20 protein-coding genes are annotated in these 25,782 nt (G+C 71.3%); 9 read left to right on the top strand and 11 right to left on the bottom strand.

All coding sequences use genetic code 11. From position 1 onward, the window contains the following. Window positions 1-29 precede the first annotated feature (29 nt). Entirely contained in the window at window positions 30-1,094 is a 1,065-nt protein-coding gene (locus EJ357_RS14920; RefSeq protein WP_126392086.1) for a chitinase, read from the bottom strand. A 188-nt stretch (window positions 1,095-1,282) separates the two neighbouring features. Here EJ357_RS14920 and EJ357_RS14915 point away from each other — a divergent pair, with 188 nt between their 5' ends. Both EJ357_RS14915 and EJ357_RS14910 read left to right on the top strand, forming a co-directional pair. Beyond that, entirely contained in the window at window positions 1,283-2,296 is a 1,014-nt protein-coding gene (locus EJ357_RS14915; RefSeq protein WP_126392085.1) for an aldo/keto reductase, read from the top strand. Between the two features lie 213 nt (window positions 2,297-2,509). Then, the gene (locus tag EJ357_RS14910; RefSeq protein ID WP_126392084.1) at window positions 2,510-3,115 is read left to right on the top strand and encodes a TetR family transcriptional regulator; all 606 of its coding nucleotides are present in this window, start codon (window positions 2,510-2,512) and stop codon (window positions 3,113-3,115) included. A gap of 43 nt (window positions 3,116-3,158) precedes the next feature. On the opposite strand, the gene EJ357_RS14905 is transcribed toward EJ357_RS14910, so the two are convergent. The 3 genes from EJ357_RS14905 to EJ357_RS14895 all read right to left on the bottom strand — a co-directional run bounded on the left by EJ357_RS14905 (window position 3,159) and on the right by EJ357_RS14895 (window position 5,613). Next, window positions 3,159-3,788: a GNAT family N-acetyltransferase gene (locus tag EJ357_RS14905; RefSeq protein ID WP_126392083.1), complete on the bottom strand. Its 630-nt coding sequence runs from the start codon at window positions 3,786-3,788 to the stop codon at window positions 3,159-3,161. Next, complete coding sequence (locus tag EJ357_RS14900) at window positions 3,785-4,003, bottom strand: hypothetical protein (protein ID WP_031477043.1); 219 nt, start codon at window positions 4,001-4,003, stop codon at window positions 3,785-3,787. Before EJ357_RS14900 ends, EJ357_RS14905 begins: the two co-directional genes overlap by 4 nt. Window positions 4,004-4,167: 164 nt before the next feature. Beyond that, the gene (locus EJ357_RS14895; protein WP_126392082.1) at window positions 4,168-5,613 is read right to left on the bottom strand and encodes an MFS transporter; all 1,446 of its coding nucleotides are present in this window, start codon (window positions 5,611-5,613) and stop codon (window positions 4,168-4,170) included. A gap of 110 nt (window positions 5,614-5,723) precedes the next feature. On the opposite strand from EJ357_RS14895, the gene EJ357_RS14890 reads away from it, so the two are divergent. Next, on the top strand, window positions 5,724-6,620 hold the full coding sequence (locus tag EJ357_RS14890) for a helix-turn-helix transcriptional regulator (RefSeq protein WP_126399499.1): 897 nt from the start codon (window positions 5,724-5,726) through the stop codon (window positions 6,618-6,620). A gap of 59 nt (window positions 6,621-6,679) precedes the next feature. Further along, a complete protein-coding gene (locus EJ357_RS14885) occupies window positions 6,680-6,976 on the top strand; it encodes a hypothetical protein (protein WP_126392081.1) in 297 nt (98 codons plus the stop codon). A gap of 138 nt (window positions 6,977-7,114) precedes the next feature. Here the strand turns inward: EJ357_RS14885 and EJ357_RS14880 are convergent, their stop codons facing one another. After that, the gene (locus EJ357_RS14880) at window positions 7,115-8,560 is read right to left on the bottom strand and encodes an MFS transporter (RefSeq protein WP_126392080.1); all 1,446 of its coding nucleotides are present in this window, start codon (window positions 8,558-8,560) and stop codon (window positions 7,115-7,117) included. A 64-nt stretch (window positions 8,561-8,624) separates the two neighbouring features. On the opposite strand from EJ357_RS14880, the gene dusB reads away from it, so the two are divergent. Continuing rightward, the gene (dusB, locus tag EJ357_RS14875; protein ID WP_126392079.1) at window positions 8,625-9,779 is read left to right on the top strand and encodes a tRNA dihydrouridine synthase DusB; all 1,155 of its coding nucleotides are present in this window, start codon (window positions 8,625-8,627) and stop codon (window positions 9,777-9,779) included. Window positions 9,780-10,245: 466 nt separating this feature from the next. On the opposite strand, the gene EJ357_RS14865 is transcribed toward dusB, so the two are convergent. From EJ357_RS14865 to EJ357_RS14855, 3 genes are all read right to left on the bottom strand, one after another. Further along, the gene (locus EJ357_RS14865; RefSeq protein ID WP_407698486.1) at window positions 10,246-12,102 is read right to left on the bottom strand and encodes an alkaline phosphatase family protein; all 1,857 of its coding nucleotides are present in this window, start codon (window positions 12,100-12,102) and stop codon (window positions 10,246-10,248) included. 176 nt (window positions 12,103-12,278) lie between these two features. Next, entirely contained in the window at window positions 12,279-14,216 is a 1,938-nt protein-coding gene (locus EJ357_RS14860) for an amylo-alpha-1,6-glucosidase (protein WP_126392078.1), read from the bottom strand. Next, window positions 14,213-15,751, bottom strand: a complete 1,539-nt coding sequence (locus tag EJ357_RS14855; protein WP_126392077.1) for an MGH1-like glycoside hydrolase domain-containing protein — start codon at window positions 15,749-15,751, stop codon at window positions 14,213-14,215. Before EJ357_RS14855 ends, EJ357_RS14860 begins: the two co-directional genes overlap by 4 nt. Before the next feature lie 120 nt (window positions 15,752-15,871). On the opposite strand from EJ357_RS14855, the gene EJ357_RS14850 reads away from it, so the two are divergent. Together EJ357_RS14850 and ppdK are read left to right on the top strand one after the other, a co-directional pair. Further along, window positions 15,872-17,101, top strand: coding sequence for an ROK family protein (locus tag EJ357_RS14850; protein WP_175647396.1), 1,230 nt, complete (start codon window positions 15,872-15,874; stop codon window positions 17,099-17,101). Window positions 17,102-17,507: 406 nt separating this feature from the next. Continuing rightward, window positions 17,508-20,228, top strand: coding sequence for a pyruvate, phosphate dikinase (gene ppdK / locus EJ357_RS14845; protein WP_126392075.1), 2,721 nt, complete (start codon window positions 17,508-17,510; stop codon window positions 20,226-20,228). Between the two features lie 156 nt (window positions 20,229-20,384). Here ppdK and EJ357_RS14840 read toward each other — a convergent pair whose 3' ends face one another. From EJ357_RS14840 to EJ357_RS14830, 3 genes are all read right to left on the bottom strand, one after another. Further along, window positions 20,385-20,672, bottom strand: a complete 288-nt coding sequence (locus EJ357_RS14840; RefSeq protein ID WP_126392074.1) for a hypothetical protein — start codon at window positions 20,670-20,672, stop codon at window positions 20,385-20,387. 111 nt (window positions 20,673-20,783) lie between these two features. Then, a complete protein-coding gene (locus EJ357_RS14835; protein WP_126392073.1) occupies window positions 20,784-22,559 on the bottom strand; it encodes a SulP family inorganic anion transporter in 1,776 nt (591 codons plus the stop codon). Continuing rightward, window positions 22,556-23,161 (bottom strand): carbonic anhydrase, encoded by a 606-nt coding sequence (locus EJ357_RS14830; protein ID WP_126392072.1) that lies wholly within the window; start codon window positions 23,159-23,161, stop codon window positions 22,556-22,558. The genes EJ357_RS14835 and EJ357_RS14830 overlap by 4 nt, the downstream gene beginning before the upstream one ends. Before the next feature lie 189 nt (window positions 23,162-23,350). On the opposite strand from EJ357_RS14830, the gene EJ357_RS14825 reads away from it, so the two are divergent. Together EJ357_RS14825 and EJ357_RS14820 are read left to right on the top strand one after the other, a co-directional pair. Beyond that, window positions 23,351-24,172 carry a response regulator transcription factor gene (locus tag EJ357_RS14825; protein WP_175647395.1) on the top strand — a complete coding sequence of 274 codons (822 nt, stop codon included), beginning with the start codon at window positions 23,351-23,353 and terminating at the stop codon, window positions 24,170-24,172. After that, window positions 24,169-25,653, top strand: a complete 1,485-nt coding sequence (locus EJ357_RS14820; RefSeq protein WP_126392071.1) for a sensor histidine kinase — start codon at window positions 24,169-24,171, stop codon at window positions 25,651-25,653. Before EJ357_RS14825 ends, EJ357_RS14820 begins: the two co-directional genes overlap by 4 nt. Window positions 25,654-25,782 lie beyond the last annotated feature (129 nt).

Raw genomic sequence — 25,782 nt, 5'->3', positions numbered from 1 at the left:
CGGGCCAGGGCCTCCCGCCGGCTCGGGGCTCAACGTCCCTGCAGCGCCTTCACGTTGTCGCCGAACGTCCAGTTCTTCGAGCCGTCCCAGTTGATCGACCAGGTCATCAGGCCCTTGAGCGCGGTGCCGTAGTGCCGCCAGGCCTGGGCGACGAGGGACGGGGACATGTGGCCGCCGCCCGCGCCCGGCTGGGCGGGCAGGCCCGGGACCTGCTTGTCGTACGGGACCCTGATCGTCGTACCTTGAATGACGAGGCCCTTGTCGAGGCAGTCCGTCTGCGCGACGAAGCCCTCGACGGTGCCGGCGGAGTAGGAGTCGCCGGAGCAGCCGTACATGCTGCCGTTGTAGTACTGCATGTTCAGCCACCACAGGCGGCCGTTGTCGGCGTACTTCTTGATGACGGGGAGATACGCGCCCCAGATGGAGCCGTAGACGACGCTGCCGCCGGTGACGTACGCCGTCTCCGGAGCCATCGTCAGGCCGAAGTTCGACGGCATCTGCGCCAGTACCCCGTCGATGATGCGGATCAAGTTGGCCTGGGACGTGGAGAGTTGGGAGATGTTCCCGCTGCCGACCAGGCCCGTCTCGATGTCTATGTCGATGCCGTCGAAGTTGTACTTCTTCAGGATCGGGACGATCGTCGCGACGAACCGGTCCGCCACGGCGGTCGAGCTGAGGTCGATGCCGGCCGTCGCGCCGCCGATCGAGAGCAGGATCGTCCGGCCGGCCGCCTTCGCCGCGCACATCTCCGCCGGAGTCGCCACCTTCACGCCCGTGTCCATGCCGTCCTCCCAGAGCGCGGTGCCGTCGGAGCGGATGACCGGGAACGCCGCGTTGATCACGTTGTAGCCGTGGGAGGGGATGCGGGAGTCGGTGATCGGGGTCCAGCCGAAGGGCGGGTGGACCCCGTTGGCGGCGCCGTCCCAGTTCTCCCAGTAGCCCTGCAAGACCTTGCCGGCGGGCTTCGACTTGACCGCGCAGGTGTCCGCGGTGGCGGAGGCGGCTTCGGCGGCTGGGGCGGTGGCGATCGCGAGGGGGGCCAGTACGGCCGTCGTCAGGCCGGCGGCGAGCAGGCGCAGAGCGCGGCGGAGCATGCGGATCCTCCCGGTGGGGGTGCGGTGAGGCGTCGTTGGTACGACGTAGGCATGACAGTGCTCGTGGTCCAGACCTTTCGTCAATAGGTCTGGACCATTTTGGGCCCTTGGTGTGCCGCGGGAGGGTGAGGTCGAGTATGGAATGACAGATATTGAAATCTGTCAGCTGTTAGGGCAGGGTGGATGTCATGACGATGCGAACCCGAAAGCTCGGAACCACCGGCCCCAAGGTCTCCGCCCTCGGCCTCGGCTGCATGGGCATGTCCCCGGTGTACGGCGACGCGGACCGAACGGAGTCGATCGCGACCGTTCACGCAGCCCTCGACGCCGGCATGACCCTGCTCGACACCGGCGACTTCTACGCCATGGGCCACAACGAGATGCTGATCGGCGAGGCCCTGCGCACTGCCCCGGCGGGCCTGCGCGAACGTGCCCTGACCAGCGTGAAGTTCGGCGCCCTGCGCGACCCGGCCGGCGGCTGGGGCGGCGGGTACGACGGCCGTCCCGTCGCGGTCCGCAACTTCGCCGCGTACTCCCTCCAGCGCCTCGGCGTCGACCACATCGACGTCTACCGGATCGCCCGGGTCGACCCGGACGTACCGATCGAGGAGACGGTCGGGGCCATCGCGGAACTGATCGAGAAGGGCTATGTGCGCCACATCGGCCTGAGCGAGGCCAGTGCCGCCAACATCCGGCGGGCCGCCGCCACCGCGCCCATCGCCGACCTGCAGATCGAGTACGCGATCATCACCCGCGACATCGAGCGGGAGATCCTGCCGACCACCCGTGAGCTGGGCATCGGCATCACGGCGTACGGTGTGCTCTCCCGCGGCCTGATCTCCGGCCACATCGCCCGCGACCGGCAGTTCGCCGCGACCGACTTCCGCGCCCACTCGCCCCGATTCCAGGGCGAGAACCTCCAGCACAACCTGGATCTGGTCGAGGCGCTGCGGAAGATCGCCGAGCAGAAGGGCGTCTCCGTCGCGCAGATCGCCTTCGCCTGGGTGCTCTCCCGGGGCGAGGACATCGTGCCGCTGGTCGGGGCCCGCACCCGGGAGCGGCTCACCGAGGCGCTGGGCGCGCTGGACGTGACGCTGGACGAGGCCGACCTGACGGCGATCGAGGAGGCCGTGCCGGCGGACGCGGCGGCCGGCACGCGCTACCCGGCCGCACAGATGGCACACCTCGGCACCGAGCACTGAGCGCCTGTGTCATGTCCCCGGCTGGGCACGGCGTCCGGCACGTACTCCCCCCAGAGGGGGACCCCAGCCGCGTTGCCGAACCGCCCACGCGGCTCCTGCCCCCGCGTCGAGGGCGACTCCGGCGCCTTGCGGCCGCCCGCAGCAGACGCCGCCGCTGATCCGGCCGGGGGCATGACACAGGCTCCGACCATCGTGCCGGGTACGGTCTAGGCCATGGCCCCACCGACCTCCCAGACCCTGACCGCCGAGCGCATCCTCGAAGCGACCGAGGAGGTGCTGCGCCGCCACGGGCCGGCCAAGGCCACCGTGGTCGACGTGGCCCGCGCGCTCGGCGTCAGCCACGGCAGCGTCTACCGCCACTTCCGGACGAAGGCGGAGCTGCGGGGGGCGGTGACGAAGCGGTGGCTGGACCGTACGACCCAGGTGCTGGCCGACATCGCCGCGGACGCGGAGCGGGACCCGGAGGCCCGGGTGCGCGAGTGGTTCGCGGCCCTGTTCGCCGCCAAGCGGCAGAAGGCGGGCGGCGACCCCGAGCTCTTCGCCACGTACCAGGTGCTGGTCGGCGATCAGGGCGAGGTGGTCGGCGCGCACATCGCCGAACTCACCGGCCAGCTGACCGAGATCGTGCGCGCCGGCGTCGACGCGGGCGTCTTCGCCGTCCAGGACCCGGCCACCGCGGCCCGCGCCCTCTTCCAGGCCACGGGCCGCTTCCACGACCCCGGCTACGCCAAGGAGTGGGAACAGCCCGGCGTGGAGGGGGAGTTCGAGGCGGTCATGGATCTGCTCGTGCGAGGGCTGCGGGCCCGGACCGAGGATTGAGGGCTGAGAGGCTCAGAGACTGAGGGGTTGAGGGGCTGAACCGTCAGGGGATGTCCAGGTCCTCGGTCTTCGTCGTGCGGCCGAGGTACGTGACCGGGCCCGGGTCCGGAACGTCGATCTCGTGGAAGCCGAGGCGGTCGTAGAAGGCTCTCGCCGGGGTGTTGGCCGTGACCATGGAGAGGTGGACTGCCGGGACGCCCTGGTCCTGGAGGGCGCGCAGGAGCCTGCGTATCAGGGCGCGGCCGTGGCCCCGGCCCTGCCAGGCGGGCAGCAGGTCGATGTGGAGGTGGGCCGGGTAGGCGGTCACCTCGGGGACGAGCATGCGTTCCGGGTGGTGGAGGAGGTGGATCATCTCCTCGTCCGGTGTGCTCGGCGGGTCGGGCGGCTCGGGGTAGCGGTGGGCCGCCAGGGGGAGCCACTTGGTGCGGAAGGCCTCGACGAAGCGGGGGGTGTCCGCGACGCCGAGGACGTAGCCGACCGCTCGGTCCGCTCCGTCGTCCAGGACGAAGGCGAGGTCCGGTTCCAGCGTGGCGTACGGCAGCGCGAACGTCGTCGGGAAGATGCCGGGGTCCTGGTAGTGCGGCCGGCTGTCGCCGCCCTCGTGGGCCGTGCGGACGCAGATGTCCTCGACGGCCTCGCGGTCCTCGGGGCGGTACCGACGGATGCGCGTCATCGGTCCGACTGCGCCTCCGTCGGGTCCACCGTCGCCTGGTGGGCCTCCGCCAGATGCTCCTCCGCCTTCAGCCACGGCAGGAACTGCGCGCCCTTGCGCCAACCGCACGTGTCGCACCTGACCGTGCGTTGCGCGCCCCTGCGCAGTACTTGTACGACGTGCTCCCGTCCGTGTTGGTCCCAGCGGCTCACCTTGCTCGTGTTGATCTCCAGCATGACGCCTCCAGCGTCCGAGGACATCGAGTACGCGTGCGCGGCCCCGATCGGCCGTGCGCAGCAAGGAGTGTGCAGCAAGACCAACATCAACAGGGACACTTCCCTCGCGAGTTGACCAACCTGTGGCCACACCCTCACATGTCCGCCGGACGAGCACAGGTCCGTCAGCCGATCGTGCGCGGCAGACGCAGGCTGAGCAGCCCCGTCAGCGCCACTCCGGCCAACTGGACCAGGAGCGTGGTCACCAGGGCGTCGCGCATGCCCAGCCCGGGGACCAGGGAGAGGAAGAGCGTGCCCAGCGTCGCCACGCCCAGGGCCAGGGACGACTGCTGGGTCGTGATCATCACCCCGCTGCCCACGCCCGCCCGCGCCGCCGGCACCTCGGAGAGCACGATCCGGAAGACGACGGGGAGTTGGAGTGCCTGGCCCGCGCCCGCGACGGCGGCCCCGGGGAGCAGCTCGACGAGGCCGAGGTCCGGCCAGGAGTACCAGGTGGCCAGTGCCATCAGGGCCACGCCCACCCCCTGGATCGCCGCACCGGCGGTCACGACGCGGGTGCCGTAGCGGGCCACCAGCCGAGGGCCGGCCAGGGAGACGAAGAAGAACACCACCGCCATGGGGACGAGGGCCAGTCCCGCCGCGACCGGGCCGCGCCCCGCGCCCTGCTGCAGCGCCACCGCGATCACGAACATGAAGCCGCTGAAGCCGATCGAGAACGGCACGATCAACGCCAGACCGCGCCGCAGGGACGTCAGGGCGAACAGGCTCGGCGGCACCAGAGGCGTACGGCCCTGACGGTCCGCCCTGCGCTCCACCGCGTAGAACGCCGCCGCCACGAACGGGAACGCCGCCAGCGACAGCCACGTCCACAGCGGCCAGCCCGCCGCCCGGCCCTCGGTGAGCGGGGCCAGGAGCGTGAGGAGGGCGGCGGCGAGCAGGACCGTGCCGGGTCCGTCCACCGGTTCCGGGTGCTGTGAGCGGGTCTCCGGGACCGTGCGGGCGGCCAGGAAGAGGCCGACGAGGACGACCGGGACGTTCACCAGGAACACCGAGCGCCAGCCGGTGCCCGCGCCGAAAAGAAAAGACAAAGGTGTCGCCGCGACCAGGACGCCGCCGAGGATCTGCCCGGCGACCATGGACAGCCCGGCCGTGGCGCCGTACAGCCCCATGGCCTTGGCGCGGCGCTGCCCGCTGGTCGCCGCCTGGATCGTGGCGAGCACCTGCGGCAGCATCGCCGCCGACGCCGCGCCCTGCGCGACCCGCGCCGCGACGAGCGCCCACGCGCTGGGGGCGAGCCCGCACGCCAGCGAGGTCAGCCCGAAGGCCGCCATGCCGCCCAGGAAGAGCCGGCGCCGGCCGAACAGGTCGCCGAGCCGTCCGCCGAGGACGAGGAGGACGGCGTATGCCAACCCGTAGCCGGCGACGACGAGTTCGAGCATGGTCTCGCTCGCCGCGAGGTCGTGGCCGATCGTCGGCAGGGCGACGTTGACGATGAAGAAGTCGATGAGGGGGAGTGCCGCCGCGAGCAGCACGGTGAAGAGGCCGAGGGCGCCGAGCGTGGGTGGTGCCGCGGTCGTCCGGGCCTTGTGCGCGGTGATGGTTTCGGTCACGGTTACGAGACTGCGGCGGTTCGCAGAGTGGTACCAGAGTGTTCTTATCCTGGTAGAAGAACCACCTGGAAACAGGGTCCGGGCAGGGGCAGGCTGGAGGCATGACGAGCATGGCCGAGCAGACGTGGACGCGGACACCGCCCGAAGCCCCGCCCGCTACGGCCGCCTCCGCGATCCGGCGCCACGAACTCGCCGCGTTCCTGCGCCACCGCCGCGAGCACATCTCCCCCGAGCAGGTCGGCCTGCCCCGCGGCCGCCGACGCCGTACGCCCGGCCTGCGCCGCGAGGAGGTCGCCCAGCTCTCGGCGGTCGGCGTCACCTGGTACACCTGGCTGGAACAGGCCCGCGACATCCAGGTCTCCGTCCAGGTCCTCGACGCGCTCGCCCGCACGCTGATGCTGGACCCCAGCGAGCGGACCCACCTCTTCCAGCTCGCCGGCGCGGTCGACCCGACACCGGCGACGACCTGCTCCTCGGTCACCCCTGCCCTGCGGGCGGTACTGGAGCAACTGGAGCCGTACCCGGCCTGCCTGCAGAACAGCCGGTACGACATCCTCGCCTACAACCGCACCTACGGGCTGCTGCTGTGCGACCTGGACGCGGTGCCGCCCGAGGACCGCAACTGCATGGTCCTGTCGTACACGCACGACGAGTGGCGCTCGTCGATCGTGCACCTGGAGGAGACCCAGCGTCTGATGGCCGCCCGCTTCCGGGCCGCGATGGCCGGTCATCTCGCCGAGCCCGCCTGGAAGATGCTGCTGAAGCGGCTGCGCGCGGAGTCGCCGGAGTTCCGCGAGGAGTGGGACCGCCATGAGGTGGTGGCACACCGCAGCAAGCGGAAGGAGTTCCTCAACCGGCAGGTGGGGCGCGTCGTGGTCGACCACACGGATATGTGGCTGAGTCCGCAGGTGGGGCCGCGGATGGTGACGTACGTCCCGGCGGACGAGGAGTCGGGGGAGAAGCTGAGGCGCCTTCACGAAACCGCGCTGGCGAGGGAGATGCCCTGATGCGACGGCCTCGATGGCCCTGCCGCCGGGTTGTCAGTGGTGGGCGATAGCTTGGGCGCATGTCTATGTCTGTTGGCCTCAGTATCGATGTCTCCGGTTTGCGGCCGGGCGAGGAGACGGCGCACGTCGCCGAGGCGCTGACCGCGTTCCTCACCGAGCACGATCTCGACGGAGACATGACGGTGGGAGTGGAGGCGCCGGGGCAGGTCTCCGCGTGGAGCGAGTACCCGATCATCGTGACCCGCTTCGGCGCGTGGGCCGACAAGATCGAGCAGGAGTCTCAGAACACCGTGCGTGAGGTTGCCCCCGCCGCACAGGTCGACGTGCGATGGAGTTTCGAGGACGAGGACGACTAGGGGCTTGTCCGGCGGATCGGATCGGCTGCAGCGATCGGTGCCTCTCGGCCGACCCGAGCGGGGTCGGATGTGCGTGCCGGACCCCGCGACGCCGAGCTGATCCGCCGGACAGCCCCTGGGGACCAGGGCGACCAGGCCCTACGCGCCGACCCTCGACGCCTCACGCACCTCGGCCGACTCCAGCCGCTCGGCCGTCCGCTCAGCCGTCCTTCGCGCCCACGCCCCGCTGGTCACCAGCCCCACGACCAGCACCGCCAGCCCGCACGCGGCGACGATCCACCACGCCGGGCGGGCGGCGGTGACGAACGCGTCCCGGTACGACGACGCCCCCACGCCCGAGGCCAGCACCGCGCCGACGACGGCCACGCCCAGCGTCTGTCCCAGCTGGCGGCTGGTGGAGGCGACGGCGGCCGCGACTCCCGCCTGCGCGCGCGGCATGCCGGACACCGCCGTGTTGGTGATCGGCGCGTTGACGAAGCCGAAGCCGAGCCCGAACAGGACGTATCCGAGGACCAGCGTCGTGTTCCCGGTCTCCGCCTCGAAGGCCGCGAACAGCACCCCCGACGTCGTCATCGCCACTCCCGCGATCAGCAGCGGCAGCCGAGGCCCCCGGTTGCCGACCACCCGTCCCGCGAGCGGCGCGCAGACGAAGCACAGCGCGGCCATCGGCAGCATCCACAGGCCCGCGTGCAGTGCGTCAAGCCCGCGTACGTTCTGCAGGTACAGCGTCGACAGGAACAGGAAGCCGCCGAGCGCGGCGAACGCGCTGATCGCGATCACGGTGGCTCCGCTGAACGGTGCCGAGCGGAAGAACCGCAGGTCGATGAGGGGCTCGGCGCGGCGGGGCTCGTAGACGAGGAGGGCGGTCAGTGCGGTCAGGGCGATGCCGCCGAAGAGGAGGAGCTCGGTGGCCGGCGCGGTGGGTGCCTCGATGATCGCGTACGTCAGTGAGCCGAACAGGGCGATGACCAGCACCTGTCCGATCGGGTCGGGGCGGCGTGGCTTCGCGGCGCGGGACTCGGGGACGTAGCGGAGGGTGAGGAGGAGGGCGGCGAGGCCCACCGGGAGGTTGACCCAGAAGATCGACCGCCAGCCGACCGACTCCACCAGCAGTCCGCCGACCAGCGGGCCCGCGGCCATGGAGATGCCGACGACTGCGCCCCACACGCCGATCGCCCGGGCCCGCTCCCGCGGGTCCGTGAAGGTGTTGGTGATGATCGACATCGCGACCGGGTTGAGCATCGAGCCGCCCACCGCCTGCACCATCCGGAACGCGATCAGGGCGTCGAGGTTCGGTGCGAGGGAGCACAGGGCCGAGCCGATGGTGAAGACGACCAGGCCCGCCATGAAGACGCGCTTGCGGCCGATACGGTCCGCGGTGGAGCCGGCCAGCATCAGCAGCGAGGCGAGGACGAGGGTGTACGCGTCGATGGTCCACTGCAGGCCCGACGTGCTCGCGTCGAGGTCGCGCTGGAGGGCGGGCAGGGCGACGTTGAGCACGGTGTTGTCGAGGCTGACGATCAGCAGGCTCATGCAGCAGATCGCGAGGACCAGCAGGCGGCGGCGAGGGCTGAGCTCCGGCATTCTTGAATAGTACGCCTAACTAATGAATTTCGCGGCAGTCCGTCCGGTACGTGAGAATGGGTGGATGCCCACGACCGTCTCGCCCACCGTTTCGCCGCTGCGGATCGGCCCGCATGTCGTCCAGCCGCCCGTCGTCCTGGCCCCCATGGCGGGGATCACGAACGCGCCCTTCCGCACGCTGTGCAGGGAGTTCAGTGGCGGCAAGGGGCTGTTCGTCAGCGAGATGATCACGACTCGGGCGCTGGTCGAGCGCAACGAGAAGACCATGCAGCTGATCCACTTCGACGCGACCGAGAAGCCGCGCTCGATCCAGCTGTACGGCGTCGACCCGGCCACCGTCGGCAAAGCAGTCCGCATGATCGCGGAGGAGGGGCTGGCCGACCACATCGACCTGAACTTCGGGTGCCCGGTGCCGAAGGTGACCCGCAAGGGTGGGGGGTCGGCGCTGCCGTTCAAGCGGAATCTGCTGCGGGCGATTCTGCGGGAGGCGGTCAGCGGGGCGGGGGACCTGCCGGTCACGATGAAGATGCGCAAGGGCATCGACGACGATCACATCACCTACCTCGACGCCGGGCGGATCGCGGTGGAGGAGGGCGTGACGGCCATCGCGCTGCACGGCCGTACGGCCGCCCAGCACTACGGCGGTACGGCCGACTGGGACGCCATCGCGCGGCTCAAGGAGCATGTGCCGGAGATTCCCGTGCTCGGGAACGGTGACATCTGGTCGGCCGAGGACGCCGTGCGGATGGTGCGGGAGACCGGGTGCGACGGGGTTGTGGTCGGGCGGGGGTGTCTGGGGCGGCCTTGGTTGTTCTCGGATCTGGTGGCTGCCTTCGAGGGGCGGGAGGACGCCATCGCGCGTCCTTCGCTGCGGGAGGTCGCCGACGTCATGGTGCGCCATGCCGAGCTGCTCGGTGAGTGGATCGGGGACGAGGCGCGGGGGGTCATCGACTTCCGCAAGCATGTGGCGTGGTACCTGAAGGGCTTCGCGGTCGGCTCCGAGATGCGCAAGCGGCTGGCGATCACGTCGTCGCTGGAGGAACTGCGGGGCGGGCTGGACGAGTTGGACCTCGACCAGCCGTGGCCGGTGGGCGCCGACGGGCCCCGGGGGCGTACGTCCGGTAACAACCGGGTGGTGCTGCCGGACGGGTGGCTGAAGGATCCGTATGACTGTGCGGGTGTGGGCGAGGACGCGGAGCTGGATACCTCCGGCGGTTGAGTGGGGGTGCGCGTCTGTGCCTGCGGCGGCCTGTGCCGCCTTGGTGGGGGTGCGCGTCTGTGCCTGCGGCGGCCTGTGCGGGTTTGGTGGGGGTGCGCGTAGCGCCTGCGGGGCGGTGGGTGGGTCGGGGCCGCGTCGGGGGGTGTCCGTCCTCGGACCGGCGGTTGGACTTAGGCCGGGAGGTGCCGCGTGTTGACGCCGGCCACTGCGGGCGGACACCCCCCGACGCGTCCCCTTCCCGCCGTACGCGGCTGCGGCGCCGCGGGGGTACGCCCATCACAGCCGTATCGGCCTCCCGCCGCGGGCGACTGCCCGTCCGTGGGGGTACGCGACCACCTCTCGATGCCGGCCCAGGCATTTCAGCCTGTCCGGCGTTTGAGGACGAGGCCCTTCGGGCCGAAGCGGGGGTCTGGGGGTGGCAGCCCCCAGGGATGGGACGGGTAGGGGCGGCGGGGGCGGCTCTGGGCTACCTCGACGGGCTGGGGGTCGAGCCGTACGCCGTCAGGAAGCGGTCTCGGAAGGAGCTCATCTTCCAGACCGGGGTCTGGGGGCCCGGCTGGAGGCCGTCCGTCCAGTTCCAGTCGGCGATCTTGTCCAGCATCTCGGGGTCCTTGGCGACGATCGAGATCGGGACGTCCCTGCTGGCCTTCGTGCCGCTGACCCGGGACATCGGCTGGTGGTCGCCGAGGAAGACGAGGACGGTGTCGACGGTGCCGTAGCGCTCCAGCCACTGGGTGAGGCTGGTGACGGAGTACGAGATCGACTTGCCGTACTCCTGCTTGGAGCGGGAGGAGTCGGAGATGATGTCCGCCGGCTTCGTGCCCGACTGCTGGATGGGCGTGAAGACCGAGCCGTCGCCCAGGTCGTCCCAGTCGACCATCTTGGGGAGGGGAGCCCAGGGCTGGTGGCTGGAGGTCAGGATGATCTCCGACATCAGGGGCTTGTCGCGCTTCTTGCCGTGGACCTGGCGCTGGAAGGCTTCGAGGGCGTACTGGTCCGGCATCGTCGACCAGCTGAACTTCGGCCCCTTGTAGCCGAGTCGGAAGGCGTTGTAGACCTTGTCGAGGCCGTAGTACCGCTGTTCCGGCCAGGCCTTCTGCACGCCGGGCATCACGCCGACCGTGTCCCACTCGCCGGTCTTCTGGAAGACCTTGGTGAGGCTGAGGCGGTCGCTGGCCATGACGGTGCGATAGCGCTGCTGGTTGTCGATCCACAGGCCGGAGAGCGTGGTGGAGTGGCCGAGCCAGCTGCTGCCGCCGTACGTCGCCGACGTCAGCCAGCCGCTCTTGGCGTGGAAGCCGGCGTCGGCCAGGGCCTTGGTGCTGGTGTCGAGGGTGTCGGTGACTCCGGGGGCGATCTCCGGGTCCTCCAGCGCGCTGCGGCCGTAGCTCTCGATGAACGTGAAGATGACGTCCTTGCCGCGCAGGTCCGGGACGAGCTGGTCGGGCGGTGTGTTGCCGAAGGTGTCGGCCTTCGCGTCCTTCGCGAACCGGGCCTCGTCGCGGAGGGTGTCCATCGCCCGGCGTGCGTGGACCTTGAGGACGCCGGCGGTGTGGTCCGCGGCGATCGGCACGCCGGCGACCTGGAGGCCGAACGCCGTGCAGGTGATCCAGACGGTGCCGGCGACGAGGGCGCCCCTGGACGCGTCCGCCTTGTGGCGGGCCAGGGCGTTGGCGACGCGGACGGTGGCCAGGGCGACGGTGGCCACGAGCAGGACGACGAGGAGGATCACGCCGATCGTGAGGAGCGTGGTGGTCGTGCCGCCCAGGGAGTCCTTCAGGTACGACTGGGCGTCGTCGAGGAGTTCCCAGTCGAGGACGATGTTGAAGTGCCGGCCCAGGAACTCGTTGTAGCCGAGGTCGAGGATGTTCAGGGCGGTCAGGGCGCCCAGGGCGGCGCCGGCCGTCGCCGCGACGATCAGGCGGGGGCGGCGGGGGAGGGTGAGGAGTACGGCGGCGCCGATGATGGCCTCGGCGGGGAGGCGTATGAACTCCGTCGCCTTGAGGTTGCCGAGGGTGTTCGGCATCTGCAGGCAGATGTGGATGAGGGCGGCGGCGAGGGCGGTGATCGTCCACGGGAGGTATGTGGTGCGCCAAGTGCGGGGGGTGGTGGTCGGCGGTTGGTCGCCCTCGGCCTCGGCCTCGCCTTCGGCCGAGTCGTTCCCATCCGCACCATCCGTGCGGGCATCGTCGTCGGGTGCGACCGGCCCCTGTGGGGCTTCCTCGCCGTCGGCGGCTGCGGGTGTGTCCTCGGCGACGGCGTCCTCGACGGGCAAGTCGTCCTTCTTACCGGGCAGTTGACGTAGGCGCGTGAAGACGGGCACCCGAAGGTCCTTCCGTGCGAGGCCCCTGGTGGAGTGGTGTGGCGGGCCTCGCTGGGGAGGCTGGGGGCCCGCCGTCATCCCGTACGGCCGGCCCCCAGCCGGTGTTCAGCCCCGGTGCCCCAGCGCTCGGCAAACGCTCGGCAAACGCCAGGCCAACAGGCCCGTCGCACCCCCTCCTACGCCCCTCCCACCGCCGTCAAGAGTGCCAGCGGGGCCGCCGCCGAGCGGGATTCGCGGACGCATGCGTGCGGGTACGGCACCGGTTCCGCGTGGGTGTCGCGGCCGTAGCCCGCGATGACCTCCGGCAGGCGGTGGCCGGTGGTCGTCGCCGCGTCGACCAGGGCGTGGGCGACCGTGCGGGCCTCGTCGTGGAGGCCGTAGCGGGCCAGGCCCAGGGTGATCAGGGCGTTGTCGTGCGGCCAGACCGAGCCCCGGTGGTAGGAGAGGGGGTGGAACGCCGGCTGGCCGGCGGCGAGGGTGCGGACGCCCCAGCCCGAGAAGAAGTCGGGTTCCAGCAGGCGGCGGCCCACCAGTTCGCCGTACTCCTTGTCCAGCAGGCCCGACCAGAGCAGATGCCCCGCGTCCGACGCGAGTGCGTTCACCTGGTTGCCCGCGCCGTCCAGTGCCAGGGCGGGGAAGGAGTGCTCCGGCATCCAGAAGTCCCGCTGGAATCGGTCCCGGAGATCGCCGGCCGCCTGTTCCAGGAGGGCCGCGTAGGTCTCGTCCTGCCACGCAGTGCGGGACAGCCATGCCGTGCGGCGCAGGGCGTCGTACGCGTAGCCCTGCGCGCCCGCCGCCATCACCGGTCCCGCGGGGCGGGTGCCGTCGGCCGAGCAGATGGCGCCGGGGGAGTCCTTCCAGTTCTGGTTGGCGAGGCCGCCCTGGTCGGCGCGGTAGACCAGGTAGCCGCGGGAGGTCAGGCCGCCGTGGTCCAGCATCCAGCCGATCGCCGCGCGGGCGTAGGGCTCCAGGCGCCGCGCGAGGGTCGTGTCGCCGGTCTGCTCGACGTACGCGCCCAGCAGGATCAGGAACAGCGGCGTCGCGTCCACCGAGCCGTAGTAACGGCCGTACGGCACCTGCCCGAAGTGCGCCAGCTCGCCGTGCCGTACCTCGTGCACGATCTTGCCGGGCTGGGCCACCGACTCGGGGTCCGTCCGTGTCGCCTGGGTCGCGGCCAGCGCGCAGAGGGTGGCGGCGGCCGGCTGGGGGCGGTAGGGGAGGGCGAAGAGGGAGGTGAGAAGGGCGTCGCGGCCCAGGAGGGTCAGGAACCAGGGGGCGCCGGCGGCCGGGACGCGGAGCTCCTCGCCCTCCGGGCCCGTCGCCGGGACCTCGAGCGAGGCCAGGTCGGCCAGGCCCCGGGCGCAGGCGGCGGCCAGCTCCGGCCAGCCGGTCGGGAAGGCCACGCCCTCCACGAACTCGCCCTCCAGGGAGAGGAGCTGTTCGGTCAGGGCGGCGGGGGAAGCTGGGACGCGCAGGGCCCGTTTGTCGCCGTGCGGGCGGGCCATCACCCGGAGGGTCAGTTCCGCCGTGCCGTGGGGCTCCAGGTCCAGGGTCCAGACGAGGCGGCGGGCGCCGGTGCCCGTCTCCTCCACGCCGTCGGGGGCGGGGTCGGCCGTCACGGTCGTGATCGACCGCCATTCGCCGCGCTGGTAGGTGAACTCCACGCCGTGGTCGAGGACCTGGCGGGAGCGGGTGGCGCCGGTCTTTGCGTAGGTGCGGTGGTCGGAGCGGAGCTCGAACTGGTCGGTGAAGTCGGCGTCGGCGGTGACGGCGAGGCGGACCGTCGTCGGCACCGGACGGTTGCTGGTCACACGGAGCGACTCGATGAACGAGGCGTCCCCGACGGCCTGTTCGCGGAAGAGCGTGTAGGCGGGCGGTTCGTTGCGGCCGCCGCGCGGGACCAGTACGCAGCGGGCGGTGTCGCCGTCGGCGACCGGGCTGAGCGCCTCGGGCACGGCCCCGTCGACGGTGAGCTGCCAGCGGCTCAGGTGCCGGGCGTCGCGTACGAATAACCCCTCCGGGGAGCCGACGCCCCGTACGCCGCTGATGTCCCCACGGTCTCCCACGGCGGCGAACGTGCCCCCGTACACGAGCAGATGATGGCGGTCCGTCATCCCCGGTTACCTCCCTTGAATCCCGTGATCGCGGTGGCTTCGGTCTCGCTGTGCAGCAGGTCGAGTGCGAGGGCGGCCGTCCAGCCGAAGCCGGTGGCTCCGCAGGCCTCGCCGGTGTACGGGTCGACGTACTCGGCGAAGTCGGAGGCGGCGGCAAGGTCCAGCACCGCCGTGCGCACGGCGTCGGCACGCTCCCGCTCGCCGTGGGTGCGCAGCCCGCGCTCCAGCAGCCAGCTCGTGTTGAACCAGGCCGGGCCCCGCCAGTAGCGGTGCGGGTCGAAGGCCTCGCCGAGGAGGTCGTACGACGGGGCGAGGCGGGTCGTGTCACCGAGGCCGAAGTGCGGGCCCTGGGCCGTGCGGAGCAGGGTGGCGGTGATGTCGCGCGGGAGGGTGGGGAGGAGGAGGGGGATCAGGCCGGAGACACTGCGCTCCGGGATCAGCTCTCCGGTCGGGCCGCCGGCCCTTGCTTCGCGTACGTCGTGGGCGTCGCGTGTGTCGTGTGCGTCGCCCAGGTCGCGGCAGAAGAACATCCCCTCCGCCGGGTCCCACAGCCGCTCGATCAGCGCCGCCGTCAGGCGCTCGGCGCGTGCGTGCCGGGCCGTGCCCGTGGCCCCCAGCTCCCGCGCGATCCCGGCCAGCGCGTGCTCGGAGGCGATGAGCAGGGCGTTGAACGCCGGGTCCTCGACGGCGAAGTCGCCCGCGCCGCCAGCCTCATGTCCCCCGCCCAACCCATCCTCATATCCCCCGCCCAACCCAGCCTCATATCCCCCGCCCAACCCATCCCTGTACCCCGCGTCCCGGTACTCCGTCGCCAGCCGCACATACCGCCCGTAGTCCAGATCCGTCGGCCGGTCCTCGGCCGCCCCGTGGTCGAGGTCGGCGCGGCGGAAGGAGCGGGCCGGGGCCGGGGTGATGCGGGAGAGCGGGGCGTCCCAGCAGGGGCTGTTGTCCATACCCTGTTCCCAGGGGTGCACGACGGACGCGAGGCCGCCTCCGCCGAGGTCGCGCCGGTGCAGCAGATAGCGGTGCCAGGCGGCCAGGCGGGGATACACCCGGGTGAGGAAGCCGCGCGCCCGGGACAGCCCGGGGTCGGCGCGGTGCACCAGCCAGGCCGCCAGCGCGTGCACCGGTGGTTGCACGATGCCGGAGGTCTGTACGGTGCGCGGGGCGCCCGCAGCGCGCCCCGCGGTCGAGGAACGCCAGAAGTCGGGGCTCGGGAAGTAGGCGTCGAGCGGCACGGAGGGGTTGAACACGATGTGCGGGATGCGCCCGTCACCCCACTGGGCGTCCAGCAGCGTCTCCAGCTCCGTCTGGGCCCGCAGGGGTGAGAGGTGCCTGAGGCCGATCGCGATGAACGCGGAGTCCCAGGACCACTGGTGCGGATACAGGCTGCGCGAGGGCACCGTCGACGTGCCGGTCCAGTTGGCCTCCAGAACCCGTGCGGCCCTGACGTGCAGCGAATCCGCCACGGGGGGTGGATCGTATGCAATGTCACGCTCGATGCGACGGGCTGTGAGCTGGGCAGTGCGATCCACTCGGGGCTCCCCGAAAGACGTCCGGCCGACCGGTTCGGTCATGGCTACCGTAGGGTTACGTCTATTTAACACGCAAAACTCAATATGTAATGCAGAGTTGAGAAACACAAGGGGGTGCGCATGACCGGTCAGCCGGGACGGACGGGCAAGGCGACCAGGAGTGGCAGTCAGGCGGGCGCCGGCGATCTGCTCGAACTCGTGCGCAGCGGGCGCGCCACCACGCGCGGCGCCCTTCAGCAGGCCACCGGACTCTCCCGTGCGACCGTCGGCCAGCGCCTCGACCGGCTCTTCCGCGCGGGCTGGCTGCGCGAGGGCGCCGGCGGTCCCGTGGGCTCCCCGCTGGGCGGCCGCCCCTCCATCACCCTGGAGTTCGACGGCGAGCACGCGGTCGTCCTCACCGCCGACCTGGACACCCGGCACGCGCGCGCCGCGGTCCTGTCCCTGACCGGCGAGATCCTCGCCGAGCACGGAGGGGTGCTGGTCATCGAGGACGGGCCGGACGTGGTGCTGGGCGAGCTGGGGCGCTGGTTCGCCGAACTGCTGGAGAAGGCCGGGCGCCGGGCCGACGAGGTGGGCGGCATCGGGCTGGCGGTGCCGGGGCCGGTGGACAGCGAGACCGGCCGGGTGGTCCAGCCGCCGATCATGCCGGGCTGGGACGGCTACGACATACGAGGCCGCCTCGCCGGGGCGTTCGGCGAGCACACGGGGGCCGGGCCGGTGCCGGTCCTCGTCGACAACGACGCCAACCTCATGGCGTACGGCGAACAGCGCACCGGATACCCGGACTGCTCGGCGTTCGTGCTGGTCAAGGTGTCGACCGGTATCGGCGCGGGGGTCGTGGTGGACGGCTCGGTGTTCCGGGGCGTCGACGGGGGCGCGGGCGACATCGGGCACATCCGGGTGGGCGCCGACGCGCTGTGCCGGTGTGGTTCGTACGGCTGTCTGGCCGCCGTCGCCAGTGGCGGTGCCGTGGCCCGGCGGCTGGCCGAGACCGGGGTGCCGGCGGCCTCGGGATCGGATGTGCGGGACCTGCTGGCGTCCGGGCATCCGGGGGCGGCCGCGCTGGCCCGGGAGGCCGGACGACAGGTCGGGGACGTGCTGGCGACGGTCGTGACGCTGCTCAACCCGGGGGTGCTGATGATCGCCGGGGACCTGGCCGGGACGCCCTTCCTCACCGGCGTACGGGAGTTGTTGTACCAGCGGGCGCTGCCGCGCTCCACCGCTCATCTGGACGTCGTGACGTCGCGGCTTGGGGAGCGGGCCGGGCTGGTGGGGGCCGGGGCGCTGGTCGTGGAGCATCTGTACGCGCCGGAGCGGGTGGAGGAACGGCTGCTGGCGCTCGGCGTGTAACCAGGACGTTTCGGCCAGGTCAGCCGTCCGCATGGTGGAAATTCCCTGGCTGTGGCAGCGTGATTCTCGCCACCCTTGATAAGGGTTGCGCTCAGATGAGCGGATCTTGAGCGGTTGCACTTCTCCAAGGGGTGGCACTCGGTGCCACCCCTTGATCGTTCATCGATCGAAATCAGACGTGCGGTAAGGGCGCTCATCTGAGCGAAATTCCGCACCTGTGGGCGCTCTTGCGTTCAAGAAGTGAAAACATCCGGCCGTCAGCGCTTGCCAAGCTTTGACTTTCGATCCACTGGCGGACGGGTGGTTACAGGCGCATGACGCGTGAGTAGACGTACCCAGGCGCCTTCGATCTGGGTATGTTCCTGGCCGTCAGGGCAGCCACCGCGTCCTCGAGGGAGTCGAGACCGTGTCGGAAAACAAAGAACCCCACGTAGCGAAGTTCGTTTACGACTTCACCGAGGGAAACAAGGACCTCAAGGACCTCTTGGGTGGCAAGGGCGCCAACCTCGCCGAGATGACCAACCTGGGACTCCCCGTTCCCCCGGGCTTCACCATCACGACGGAAGCCTGCAAGGTCTACCTCGAAAGTGGCGAGGAGCCCGCGGCACTGCGTGACGAGGTGAGTGCGCACCTCGACGCTCTCGAGACCCGCATGGGCAAGAAGCTCGGCCAGGCCGACAACCCGCTCCTGGTCTCCGTCCGCTCCGGTGCCAAGTTCTCGATGCCCGGCATGATGGACACGGTCCTCAACATCGGACTCTCCGACAAGTCCGTGAAGGGCCTCGCCGACCAGGCCGGCGACGAGCGGTTCGCGTGGGACTCCTACCGCCGCCTCATCCAGATGTTCGGCAAGACGGTCCTCGGTGTCGACGGCGAGCTCTTCGAGGACGCCCTCGACAAGGCCAAGGAGGTCAAGAAGGTCACGGTCGACACCGACCTCGAGGCCGCCGACCTCAAGAAGCTGGTCACCGCCTTCAAGAAGATCGTGAAGAAGGAGGCCGGCCGGGACTTCCCGCAGGACCCGCGCGAGCAGATGGACCTCGCCATCGAGGCGGTCTTCAACTCCTGGAACACCGACCGCGCCAAGCTGTACCGCCGCCAGGAGCGCATCCCCGGCGACCTCGGCACGGCCGTCAACGTCTGTTCCATGGTCTTCGGCAACCTGGGCCCCGACTCCGGCACGGGCGTCGCCTTCACCCGCGACCCCGCCTCCGGCCACCAGGGCGTGTACGGCGACTACCTGCAGAACGCCCAGGGCGAGGACGTGGTCGCGGGTATCCGCAACACCGTGCCGCTGGCGGAGCTGGAGACGATCGACAAGAAGTCGTACGACCAGCTGATGCAGATCATGGAGACGCTGGAGAACCACTACAAGGACCTCTGCGACATCGAGTTCACCATCGAGCGCGGTCAGCTGTGGATGCTCCAGACCCGCGTCGGCAAGCGCACGGCGGGCGCCGCCTTCCGGATCGCGACCCAGTTGGTGGACCAGGGCCTCATCGACGAGGCGGAGGCGCTGCAGCGCGTCAACGGCGCCCAGCTCGCGCAGCTGATGTTCCCGAAGTTCGACGACGAGGCGAAGGTCGAGCAGGTCGGCCGGGGCATCGCGGCCTCGCCCGGTGCGGCGGTCGGCAAGGCGGTCTTCGACTCGTACACCGCCGTGAAGTGGTCCCGTTCCGGCGAGAAGGTCATCCTGGTCCGCCGGGAGACCAACCCCGACGACCTGGACGGCATGATCGCCGCCGAGGGCATCCTGACCAGCCGTGGCGGCAAGACCTCCCACGCGGCCGTGGTCGCGCGCGGCATGGGCAAGACCTGTGTCTGCGGCGCCGAGGAGCTCGAGGTCGACACCAAGCGGCGCCGGATGACGGTGCCGGGCGGGCATGTGGTGGAGGAGGGCGACCTCATCTCCATCGACGGCTCCAGCGGCAAGGTGTACCTCGGTGAGGTGCCGGTGGTCCCGTCCCCGGTCGTGGAGTACTTCGAGGGCCGCATGCACGCCGGCGCCCAGGACGCCGACGAGCTGGTCGAGGCCGTGCACCGGATCATGGCGTTCGCCGACCGCAAGCGCCGGCTGCGGGTGCGCGCCAACGCGGACAACGCCGAGGACGCGCTGCGCGCCCGTCGCTTCGGCGCGCAGGGCATCGGCCTGTGCCGTACCGAGCACATGTTCCTCGGTGACCGCCGTGAGCTGGTCGAGCGCCTCATCCTGGCGCACACGGAGGAGGAGCGCGAGGAGAGCCTGAAGGCGCTGCTCCCGCTGCAGAAGAAGGACTTCGTCGAGCTGTTCTCGGCGATGGACGGCCTGCCGGTGACGGTCCGTCTGCTGGACCCGCCGCTGCACGAGTTCCTGCCCGACATCACCGAGCTGTCGGTCCGCGTGGCGCTCGCCGAGTCCCGCCAGGAGCCGCACGAGAACGAGCTGCGCCTGCTCCAGGCGGTGCACCGGCTGCACGAGCAGAACCCGATGCTGGGCCTGCGCGGCGTACGCCTCGGCCTGGTCATCCCCGGCCTGTTCACGATGCAGGTCCGCGCCATCGCCGAGGCCGCGGCCGAGCGCAAGAACGCCAAGGGCGACCCGCGCGCCGAGATCATGATCCCGCTCGTCGGCACGGTCCAGGAGCTGGAGATCGTCCGCGAGGAGGCCGACCAGGTCATCGCGGAGGTCGAGGCGGCGACGGGCACCAAGCTCAAGCTGTCGATCGGCACGATGATCGAGCTGCCGCGCGCCGCGCTGACCGCCGGTCAGATCGCCGAGGCGGCCGAGTTCTTCTCCTTCGGCACGAACGACCTCACCCAGACCGTGTGGGGCTTCAGCCGGGACGACGTGGAGGCCTCGTTCTTCACCGCGTACCTGGAGAAGGGCATCTTCGGTGTCTCCCCGTTCGAGACGATCGACAAGGACGGCGTGGGCTCGCTCGTCGCGGCGGCCGCGCAGGCGGGCCGTGCGACCCGCCCCGACCTGAAGCTCGGCGTCTGCGGCGAGCACGGCGGCGACCCCGAGTCGGTGCACTTCTTCCACGAGGTCGGCCTCGACTACGTCTCCTGCTCGCCGTTCCGGATCCCGGTGGCGCGCCTGGAGGCGGGTCGCGCGGCGACGCAGTCGGAGGGCAGCGACCACCGATAGGCCCTACGGCCACCGATAGGCCCTACGGCCACTTATAGGCCCTACGGCCTCCGAACTCCGGAGTCGTCGCCTGTCCCCGACCCTCAAGACCGATGGGCGGCGACTCCGGTGCACCAAAGAGGGCGGCACCCTGTGCGGGGGTGCCGCCCTCTCACATCAGGCAGGATCCGTCTCGCGCGTCCCCCCGCCACCCGCGACTCGGTCGCAGCGGCGGCCCAGAAGGGAGCTTCCCGCGACCACGAGGCCGACGGCGACGATCTTGGCGGCCATGTAGTAGGCGGTCGCCATCTCCTCCGGGGCGCCGGGCAGCCGGAGAAAGCCCCACGCCGCCACGGCGCACCCGAAGGCGATCAGTCCGACGGCGCCCCACGTCCCGAGATCCGCCCACCAGGGCCCCGGGCCGTAACCCCGCTCGTCGGTCTGCTCAACGTCCTTGCCCGTCAAGGTGTCTGCTCCCCCTGTGCGTGTGGTGGTCACGAGGAGAGACGGGTCCGCGGCGCGGGGGGTTCATCGAGCCGGAACCTGTTCCTTCGAGGGCCCATGGCGCGGGTCCGCTCACCTCACGAGCGGCGGGCGCTCCACAGGGTCGTCGTAACCGTGGCCGTAGTCGCCGGGAAGCGGCCGCGTGTCCAGGTAGAACCACTCGGCGTCCGGGCTCGGGGCCGGCTGTGCGGCCGGACGCGGGGGCGGTGTCGGCTCGGGTGCCGCGGTGACGGCGGGCTCCGTCTTCGCCGGGCCCGGCATCAGCAGCTCCACGCGCAGCCCCAGCCCCCGCTGCTGCGCCGTGAACTCCTCCACCTGGTTGCGGCAGGCGTGGTCCAGGTGGGTCACGCCGGTCAGGTTCAGGCGGATGCGGGGCTTGCCCGCGGCCGCCGCGGACTCCAGCGCGTCGATCACCTGAGGCAGCCGCAGGAACGTCGCGTTGCCGGCCATGACGACCTTCGCGGTGTCCTCCTCGATGTGCTGCCGGATCACCGTCTGGGACATCCGCAGGGCGGCCAGCACGATCCCGGCCGCGAGGCCGAGCAGGACGCCTTCGAGGAGGGCAGTCGCCACGATGACCAGTGTCGTCACGGTCATGACGACGAACTCGCCCCGGTCCTGCCGCCACATCTTCGGGAACTCCTCGGGCGCGAACAGCTTCCAGCCGCTGTGCACGAGGACGCCCGCCAGCACCGAGATCGGGATCAGCGCCAGGACCTGCGGCAGCAGCAGCGCGAAGGCCAGCAGCCACAGTCCGTGCAGGGTGCGGGAGATGCGGGTCTTCGCGCCGGCCTGGACGTTCGCCGAGCTGCGGGCGACGACCGCGGTGATCGGGAGGGCACCGAGGACGCCCGCGACCGTGTTGCCGGCCCCCTGGGCGATGAGCTCGGTGTTGTAGCGGGTGCGCGGGCCGCTGTGCATACGGTCCACGGCGGCCGCGGTGAACAGGCTCTCCGCGGAGGCGATGACCGTGAAGGTGAGGATGGCGGTGATGACCGCGGTGTCGGCGAGGCCCGCGAACTGCTCGGCGCCCGGCGGCTGCACCGACGCCAGCAGGTTGCCGACCTGGAGCGTCTTGACGTCCACGCCGGGCAGCGCGGCGACCGCGATGCCGATGCCGACCGCGACCAGCGCGGCCGGGATCTTCTTGACCGGGCCCGGCGCCTTCTTCCACAGGAAGCTCAGCACGATCGTGACGACGCCGAGCAGCGTGGCGATCATCGCCTGCGAGTCGGTGAGGATGTCGGCGAACAGGTCCGGTATCCCGGCCATGTTCTCGATCGGCGTGCCCGGGGCCTTGTGGTCGGACATCGGGTAGACCTGGCTGAACATCAGCGGGAGCCCGATGCCGGCCAGCATCCCCTGCACCACGGCGATGGAGATCGCCTGGAACATCCGGCCGAGGCGTACGACGCCGAGGACGATCTGCAGGATGCCGGAGAACAGTACGATCACCCCGAGCATCGCCACGCCGTGCTCCAGCACCGTCTCCGCGACCAGCGCGGCGAGCCCGGCGGCCGGCCCGCTGACCTGGAGCGTGCTGCCCCGCACCGCGCCGACCACCAGACCGCCGATCACCCCGGAGATGATCCCGAGTTCGGCGGGGACGCCGGAGGCGACGGCCACGCCGATGCACAGCGGCAGGGCGACGAGGAAGACGACGAGGGAGGCGGTGATCTCGTTGGCGAGGTCGAGCTTGCCACCCGGAGCGCCGACGCCCCCGCCCTTCGGCGGTTGCGGCCCCCCGGTCGCCGCCCCGGCCTTCGGCGGTTGCGGCCCCCCGGCCGCCCCGCTCCTCGGTGGACCGCCCTTGGTGCGCGTACGCCCGCGCGCATGCGCCCCGCTCATCCGCTGTGCACCCGGAACAGACCGTCGCCCTCCAGCTCGTGCACCTGCCCGGTGTCGACCTCGTAGTACCAGCCGTGCAGCCGCAGCCGCCCCGCGTCCAGCCGCTGCCGCACCACCGGGTAGGTCCGCAGCACGGCAAGCTGGTTGACGACGTTGCCCTGCGCCACGTCGGGCAGCGACGGGTCGTCGGTGGCGGTGGTGAGGACCGACGCCAGTTCGGGGCGGGCCAGTCGCAGCCAGGCGTCCACGCCGGGCAGCGAGGAGAGGTCGTCGCCCGACTTCAGGGCCCCCATCGCACCGCAGTGTGAGTGACCGCACACGATGATGTCCTGAACGCCGAGCACCTCCAACGCGTACTCGACGGTGGCGGCCTCCCCGGACGCGCCGGGGCTGCCGTACGGCGGGACGATATTGCCCGCGTTTCGCAGCTCGAATATCTCTCCGGGCCGTGCGCCGGTAATCAGGGCCGGTATGACCCGTGAGTCCGAGCAGGTAATGAAGAGTGCCTCGGGATATTGCCCGTCGGCCAGTTTCCGGTATTCACCGCTATCGAAATCAACCCGTCGCTTGAACGAGCGTGCGCGGTCCAGCAATGCCTTCAACGGTCTCTCCTCATCTGGGAGTTCGGCCAGGTCAACACACCGTAGAGGGGGCCGATCCAGACGAAGGTTAAGCGAAGGCCAGAGCGCGCCCAGGAATTGGCCATTCTTTGTCGCACGTCCATGAAAGCGCTTGTCGACTGTAGCGTGTTGACTTCAGGGCAGAGATTGTTAATTCGAGAGACGGGACCCATGGGCATACAAGTGCTGCTCATAGAGGACGACGAGACGATCGCCGAACCGCTCGCCGAGGGACTGGGCAACTTCGGCCTGACGGTGGATCACGTCACCACCGGCGCGGAGGGGTTGAGAAGGCCGTACGGCGATGTCGTCCTGCTCGACCTCGGGTTGCCGGACATGGACGGCATCGACGTCTGCCGCGGCATCCGGCAGGTCTCGGACGTGCCGGTCATCATCCTGAGTGCGCGGGGTGAGGAGGCCGACCGGGTGCTCGGGCTGGAGCTCGGGGCGGACGACTATCTGGCGAAGCCGTTCAGCGTGCGGGAGCTGGTGGCCCGGGTGCGTGCGGTGACCCGGCGGACCCAGCGCACGGAGGCGGTGGCGGAGCCGGTGGCCGCCGCGTTGCCGCGGTCGTCGTACGAAACGGGGCCGTCCCCGTCGTACGAGATCGCGCCGCCCCCGGCGCAGGAGGCCGCGCCGCCCGCGTCGTACGACGAGACCGTGGCCCGGCCCGCGTACGCCCCCGGCCCCCTCGTCGTCGACCGCCGCACCCGGCAGGTCTGGGTCGGGGAGATGCCCGTGGCCCTCACGCCCAAGGAGTTCGAGCTGCTGGCGCTGCTGGCCGAGGATCCGGGCGCGGTCTACTCCCGGCAGCAGATCCTGGACCGGGTGTGGGATCCGCACTACGAGGGTCCGACCAAGACGCTGGACGTCCATGTCGCCTCGCTGCGGCGGAAGTTGGGCGACCCGGCGTGGATCCAGACGCTGCGCGGGGTCGGCTTCCGGCTGGCGGTGCAGACCGATCCGGGCGGGCAGCAGGTGTCCTCGCCGTGACCCGCCGGCTGCTGCTCAGCTATCTGAGCCTCGCCGCGCTCGTCCTGGTCTGCCTGGAGATCCCGCTGGGCTACGTGTACTCGCGCAGTGAGCGGGAGCGGGTGGTGAGCGCGGCGAAGGACGAGGCCGAGTCGGTGTCGGCGTACGCCTCGCTGTCCCTCAGCGCGGGGCGGGCGGAGCGGGACCTGCCGCGCCGGGTGATCCACTGCGCCGAGCGCGTCGGCGGGAAGGTCGTGGTCGTGGACGCCTCGGGTGCCCTGCTCGCCACCTCGCACCCCCTGGCCGCGGTCATGTCCTCCAACCTCGCCTCCCGCCCCGGCATCGCGGCCGCCCTGCACGGCACCTCCACGGTGGACGTGCGCACGTCGACCATCGGCGGCGTGGAGTACCTGTCGGTCGCCGCGCCCATCCGGCACACCTCGGGGCTGCAGGGGGCCGTATGGCTGACGCTGCCGACGCGGACGGTGCACGAACGCGTCCATCACGTCTGGCTGCTGCTCGGCGTCGGCGGGCTCGGTGTGCTCACCGCGGTCGCGGTGGTCGGGTTCGCCATCGCCCGCTGGACCGGCCGTCCGATCCGTGAACTGGAGCTCGCCACCCACGAGTTGGCGGACGGCGGCGTGGCCACGCCGGTGACGATCACGAAGGGCCCGCCCGAGGTGCGGGCGCTGGCCGCCGCGTTCAACCGTACGGCCGCCCGGCTCGCCCATCTCCTCGACGCCCAGCACGCGTTCGCGGGCGAGGCGTCCCATCAGCTCAGAACGCCGCTCGCGGCGCTGCGGCTGCGGCTGGAGAACCTGGAGCCGAACGTCGCCGCCCGCGGCCGGGGCAGCCTCGCCGCGGCGGTGACCGAGACGGACCGGCTCTCGCGGATGGTGGAGGGCCTGCTGGCGATGGCCCGCCTGGAGGAGAACGCCGCGACACCCGGCCCGGTCGACGTGGGGGCGATCTGCGCGGAACGGCACCGTACCTGGCAGCCGCTCTTCGAGAAGCAGCGGGTCTCGCTGGTGCTGTTCGCGGGCAGCGTGGGTCCGGTGCTCGCCGTGCCCGGTGGCGTCGAGCAGATCGTGGACAACCTGCTGTCCAACGCCCTGCGCGCCTCGCCGTCCGACAGCACCGCGACCATGGAACTGCGACTCCATGTGCCGGCCCGCCGCGCCCTGCGCGACGCCCGCCCCGCCTGGGTCGACCTGCACATCACCGACGAGGGCCCCGGTATGACCCCGGAGCAGTGCGCCCGCGCCTTCGACCGCTTCTGGCGCGCGCCGGGCGCCCCCAAGGGCGGGACGGGACTGGGCCTGTCCCTGGTCCAACGGCTCGCGCACGCGAGCGGCGGCGAGGCGAGCCTGCACGCGGCCGCCGCGGGCGGGCTGGACGCGGTGATCCGGCTGCCGTCGGCGGAGGCGCCGCGCGAGGGGCATGGCCCGGCGCCCGAGAAGCCCGGGCAGCGGAAGCGGGGGGTGCCGGCGTTGCGGGCGTGAGGGGGCGCGGGGGTGGTGCTCAGGGGGTGTGTGCGGGTTGCCGTACGTAGGGGGGTGCGTGCGGGGGGCCGTACTGAGGGGGTGCCGGCGGGCCGGGGTGTTGGGGGGCGCATGCGCGCGGCGGGGCTC

Source organism: Streptomyces cyaneochromogenes, from assembly GCF_003963535.1.
Classification (GTDB): Bacteria; Actinomycetota; Actinomycetes; order Streptomycetales; family Streptomycetaceae; genus Streptomyces; species Streptomyces shaanxiensis.
This window is presented reverse-complemented; position numbering and strand designations above follow the sequence as displayed.

Bases quoted from the DNA above. Each gene is read 5' to 3' on its own strand.
- EJ357_RS14920 (WP_126392086.1), bottom strand. From the start codon at position 1,094: ATGCTCCGCCGCGCTCTGCGCCTGCTCGCCGCCGGCCTGACGACGGCC.
- EJ357_RS14915 (WP_126392085.1), top strand. From the start codon at position 1,283: ATGACGATGCGAACCCGAAAGCTCGGAACCACCGGCCCCAAGGTCTCC.
- EJ357_RS14910 (WP_126392084.1), top strand. From the start codon at position 2,510: ATGGCCCCACCGACCTCCCAGACCCTGACCGCCGAGCGCATCCTCGAA.
- EJ357_RS14905 (WP_126392083.1), bottom strand. From the start codon at position 3,788: ATGACGCGCATCCGTCGGTACCGCCCCGAGGACCGCGAGGCCGTCGAG.
- EJ357_RS14900 (WP_031477043.1), bottom strand. From the start codon at position 4,003: ATGCTGGAGATCAACACGAGCAAGGTGAGCCGCTGGGACCAACACGGA.
- EJ357_RS14890 (WP_126399499.1), top strand. From the start codon at position 5,724: ATGGCCGAGCAGACGTGGACGCGGACACCGCCCGAAGCCCCGCCCGCT.
- EJ357_RS14885 (WP_126392081.1), top strand. From the start codon at position 6,680: ATGTCTATGTCTGTTGGCCTCAGTATCGATGTCTCCGGTTTGCGGCCG.
- EJ357_RS14880 (WP_126392080.1), bottom strand. From the start codon at position 8,560: ATGCCGGAGCTCAGCCCTCGCCGCCGCCTGCTGGTCCTCGCGATCTGC.
- dusB (WP_126392079.1), top strand. From the start codon at position 8,625: ATGCCCACGACCGTCTCGCCCACCGTTTCGCCGCTGCGGATCGGCCCG.
- EJ357_RS14860 (WP_126392078.1), bottom strand. From the start codon at position 14,216: ATGACGGACCGCCATCATCTGCTCGTGTACGGGGGCACGTTCGCCGCC.
- EJ357_RS14850 (WP_175647396.1), top strand. From the start codon at position 15,872: ATGACCGGTCAGCCGGGACGGACGGGCAAGGCGACCAGGAGTGGCAGT.
- EJ357_RS14835 (WP_126392073.1), bottom strand. From the start codon at position 22,559: ATGAGCGGGGCGCATGCGCGCGGGCGTACGCGCACCAAGGGCGGTCCA.
- EJ357_RS14825 (WP_175647395.1), top strand. From the start codon at position 23,351: ATGGGCATACAAGTGCTGCTCATAGAGGACGACGAGACGATCGCCGAA.